The 4,018-nt window shown below is 46.8% G+C and carries 4 protein-coding genes; all 4 read right to left on the bottom strand.

Going from position 1 to position 4,018, the window contains the following annotated elements; translation table 11 throughout:
- Nucleotides 1–130: transposase (locus FP815_03850; protein ID MBA3014071.1), on the bottom strand; the 130-nt coding region annotated here is incomplete at its 3' end.
- Between the two features lie 279 nt (nt 131–409).
- On the bottom strand, nt 410–1,009 hold the full coding sequence (locus FP815_03845) for a PEP-CTERM sorting domain-containing protein (GenBank protein ID MBA3014070.1): 600 nt from the start codon (nt 1,007–1,009) through the stop codon (nt 410–412).
- 470 nt (nt 1,010–1,479) lie between these two features.
- Nucleotides 1,480–2,778, bottom strand: a complete 1,299-nt coding sequence (locus FP815_03840) for a diguanylate cyclase (GenBank protein MBA3014069.1) — start codon at nt 2,776–2,778, stop codon at nt 1,480–1,482.
- A gap of 5 nt (nt 2,779–2,783) precedes the next feature.
- Nucleotides 2,784–3,707: a phosphate/phosphite/phosphonate ABC transporter substrate-binding protein gene (locus tag FP815_03835; GenBank protein ID MBA3014068.1), complete on the bottom strand. Its 924-nt coding sequence runs from the start codon at nt 3,705–3,707 to the stop codon at nt 2,784–2,786.
- Between the last annotated feature and the right edge of the window lie 311 nt (nt 3,708–4,018).

The following is a 4,018-nucleotide window of genomic DNA, read 5'->3' as shown; positions in this document are numbered from 1 at the left end:
TCCATTCCTGGAGAGTATCAAGATAAAAGAGATAGTCGTCATCACTGGCAAAAACGACCTGCCGGTTATGACCACGCTGGATGACATGGTGAGGACAGTTCGGGAGGACTATACGGGCTCGTCTAGGCATGAATAAAGATTACCACACAGGCGGAGGGGAGTCAAAAAATAAATCTGTCCCCTTTTCGTTCGGTGATGTTTTCAAGCCATCATCTTGTTTATTACTGCAGGTAAATTACCAGATTTGCGGTAGTATTTAAAGCATTTTTGACTTTTTCTACAGCCTGAACGACAAGGTCACTTGACCACAAGAAACGGTGCCCTTGGGGTCAAGTGAATTGCCTGGTTCGGCGATCTCGCCAGTAAATATGGAAAAATAGAAATGTAATACCCCCTGCTTTGTTGATTGCTACTTCTTTTTTCTTCTGATTCTTGTTGCTGCAAGGCCAGCTATGCCAGTGCCGAAGAGGAGCATGGTCGCTGGTTCAGGGACGGGATTACTATGATTAAATGTAAAGTTATCCATTGCAAAATTATTATTATTGTCGGCAAAAAACTTTAATTCGTTAACTCCCGTGTAATTGAAATCAAACCATGTAGGCTGGGATTTCAGAGTTTGTACGGTTTGAGAATACAGCAGATTTCCTCCGGCATAACCTTCAACTAATATATTTAGGCTATCCAGCCAAGATGATGTTAAATATGTCCCATCAAAATCAAAAGTAGCGCCTGTAATGGTTACGGGGTGGGAACCATAATATGCAACATACTCACCGGAAACCACCCCATTTTCGTATCCACTTCCAGGGTAATTAGTTCCCTTGGTTACCCCCCAGTAATTACTCCATGTCAGCCCACCATAATTTGGAGCAACGCTTTGAAGTGGGTATGCAACATTTCCGGTTGTCACATCATCGAAAGTTAAGGTTGTGGCTTTTGCGCGTGATGTGGTTAACATGCCAAACACTACTACGCTTATTGCCAATGCAGTTAACAGTCTTTTCTTCATACCCTCCTCCTTTTATTTTGGTTGTGTTCAGCAGACCTTTTCCGCCGAACGAGTCTATAGCAAAAGTCTGCCTATGTTTTTGTGCCAAAGTTATTGCTTCAGACAGCCAAAATGCCAAGAAAAATTATTACATTATTTCAAACATTTAAAGGAAGACACATTTGTTATGCGACCAGACTCGTTGCTTGCAATGTTCTACAATTTCAAGATGATAGTATCAAAATTGTGGGTTCACCTTCGCAAAATTGCAACGAAACGGGGACGAAACGGGGACAGATTTATTTATCCCCGCATTTTTTATTCAAAAATAAATCTGTCCCCGTTTCTTTGCCTTTCTTTGTTATTCAAAAATACCCTTCTAAGGCTAGAAAACATAGCGAATGTCAACTTTATTTCAATTAAATAAGCATGTTAATTCGGTCCGACCCCGCCCCACTATAATAGACCATTTGATCCTTGCTATCAGACATCTAAGGCGAAACACCCCCTCTTTCTGGTGTCTTTTTCTCATCTAATCGGCTAGTTATTTTGACCGACCCCAGACTTTCCTCACTGATTTTTTTGAGTAAACTTGCCTGGACCACGGAGTTTCTGCCCCTTTTCTTTGCTTCATACATGGCCTGATCGGCCAGTTCGATGAGTCCTGAGTAATTGGTGCTGTCATCCGGGAACATTGCGATGCCGATGCTGATGGTGAGTGGGATCTTGCTGCCATCCGGCAGCAGAAATGATTCAGATTCGACTGTCTGGCGGATTTTTTCGGCGGTGTACAAAGCCCCAAGGCGGTTCGTTTCCGGCAGCAACACGATAAATTCTTCTCCGCCATAACGGGCCGGGCAGTCACAGCCCCTGGTCTGTCCTTTCAAAGTTGCGGCAATGTGCTGCAAGACCTCATCGCCAACTCTATGGCCATGGGTGTCGTTCACCTTTTTAAAATGATCGACATCGAGCATCAGTACAGCAAAGGAGCAGTTGTGGCGTAGGCAGTGGAAGCACTCCTCGGTCAGGCGAATTTGAAAGACGTTACGTGTGTTCAGGCTGGTCAGAGTGTCATAACAAACCTCTTTCTCCAGCTTGCCGGCCATATCGTAAAAGGATCTTTTGAGGTCGCCAATCTCGTCGCTGTACTCCTCGTCCATTTTTTTGAAGTCAAAGACACCGCGGCCCAGCTCCTCGGCGACTTGACAAAGGTGTCTGATAGGGCGAACAATATATTCAGCCAACAGGATTGCGAAAAGGGTGGCAACTCCTGAAGCGATGATGACAACCAGGAGGATATCCCGGGTAATGGTAGTAATTTCCTTTTTGATGCCGGAGTGCGAGTAACTGAGGATCGCGCTGCCAAGCTGCGTGCCGCCAACCTCGATTGGCACCAGAATATCCATCTCAGTTTCACCGGCCTGGTTAATATTGTGTTCGCTAAACTGTGGCTGCCCCGGCTGAGCGCAGGTCCCCTTATATGTTTCGCCGACCATCGCCAAGTTGTTGTGCATGATGATGCGGCAATCATTATCAACAACCATGGCCTGGGTCACATACTCCTGGGTCATGGTGGAGCGGATATAGGTGCGGAGTTCGAACAAATCCTTGCTGATTAGCGAGCTGGTGCAGACATGGGCCAGATCACTGGTCAACGCCATGCCTAGATTGTGATTTTCATGGTACATCGCCTCCTGCACCCGGGAAACGATAAACAGACCAGTGGTAAACTGGGCGCCAACAACAAGGCAGACAACAGGGATGCTAATCTTGGCCTTGAGAGATTTCATAGGTGCTAACGGACTAGCAGTAGGATTTTTCTGACTTCGTCATAGTCACTGTCCCTGGCCTTTACAAACCCGCCCACCTCCGCTGACTCAAGGATCTCTTCATGCCCTTCACTCTTCGGGGTAAGGGCGGTCAGAGCCTCGTTAACTCGGCTAACGAGACCGATATCTCCGCCGCTGCGGGCGGCAAAAACCCAGGTAGGGAGTTCCTCAGTCTGGGCGAGAATCCGCAACTGTCCGGAAGGTATATCGCTTTCGGAAACCTCCTTCGGTTTGTTGATATGATTAAAGGAGTAGTCGCAGATCGCCCCAGCATCGGCGGATTTCAGAAAAACATTGAGGGCGATGGATTCACAGCTACCATTATGTTTGTAACCACTAAGGTCTCTTTCCAGGCTAATCCCCTTACTCGCAAGAAGATGCTGCGCCGACAGGGATTTCGCCATATCGTTTTGGGCGCCAAAGATGATGTATTTCCCCTTGAGATCCTCCAGCTGTTGCATGGGGCTATCGTTGCGGACAATGATCACCCCCCGGTGTCTTGTCTCGCCTTCCGGGGTCAGCGCCTTAAGCAGCATCTCCCGGTTATAGAAATGGGCCAAACGCACATAGGTATGCGGCGCCTGGAAAAAGAAGTCGGCACGTTCCTCTTTGGCGAATCGTTCGAATTCATTAAAATCCTTAGGAACAACGAGAGTGATCGGTTGCCTAAGCTGCTGTTCCAGGTAAGCCACGATTGGCTGAAACTCTTTAAATGTCTTAATAATCTCGGTGCAGGGAGTGATGGCGATCTGGATCGGTTGGGGCGTGTCGGTGGCCTGGCCTATCTGGACCTGACAACAGAGAAGGAACAAAGTGGTAAGAACGAGCCACATTCTATTGTCCAGCAGGTGGTAGCCGTGCGCCGAAAAAAAGGCCGGATATCTTCGCATGGGCTTTTCTCCTTGTGAGTAAAAGTGATTCCCTGCCTCTGGTGGATGCTGTAGTTGATATAATTTATTGTGGCGAAGATATGAGAAACTTGCAATGAAATGTTCAAAGAAGGCACGAAAAACGGAAAATTGGACACGTCTCCTGAGAACAACGAAATGCAACGAAATTAACGAAATGGGGACAGATTTATTTATCCCCGCATTTTTTATTCAAAAATAAATCTGTCCCCGTTTCTTACAGACTCATGTAAAAGGGATCAAGGTCTAGCCAAGGTTGTTCCTTAATGCCAACCTTTGCCGGGCAACTGGAC

The sequence above is a fragment of the Desulfobulbaceae bacterium genome, assembly GCA_013792005.1.
Lineage (GTDB): Bacteria > Desulfobacterota > Desulfobulbia > Desulfobulbales > VMSU01 > VMSU01.
This window is presented reverse-complemented; position numbering and strand designations above follow the sequence as displayed.

Coding starts and splice junctions, on each gene's coding strand:
- FP815_03845 (MBA3014070.1), bottom strand. CDS start 1,009: ATGAAGAAAAGACTGTTAACTGCATTGGCAATAAGCGTAGTAGTGTTT.
- FP815_03835 (MBA3014068.1), bottom strand. CDS start 3,707: ATGCGAAGATATCCGGCCTTTTTTTCGGCGCACGGCTACCACCTGCTG.
- FP815_03840 (MBA3014069.1), bottom strand. CDS start 2,778: ATGAAATCTCTCAAGGCCAAGATTAGCATCCCTGTTGTCTGCCTTGTT.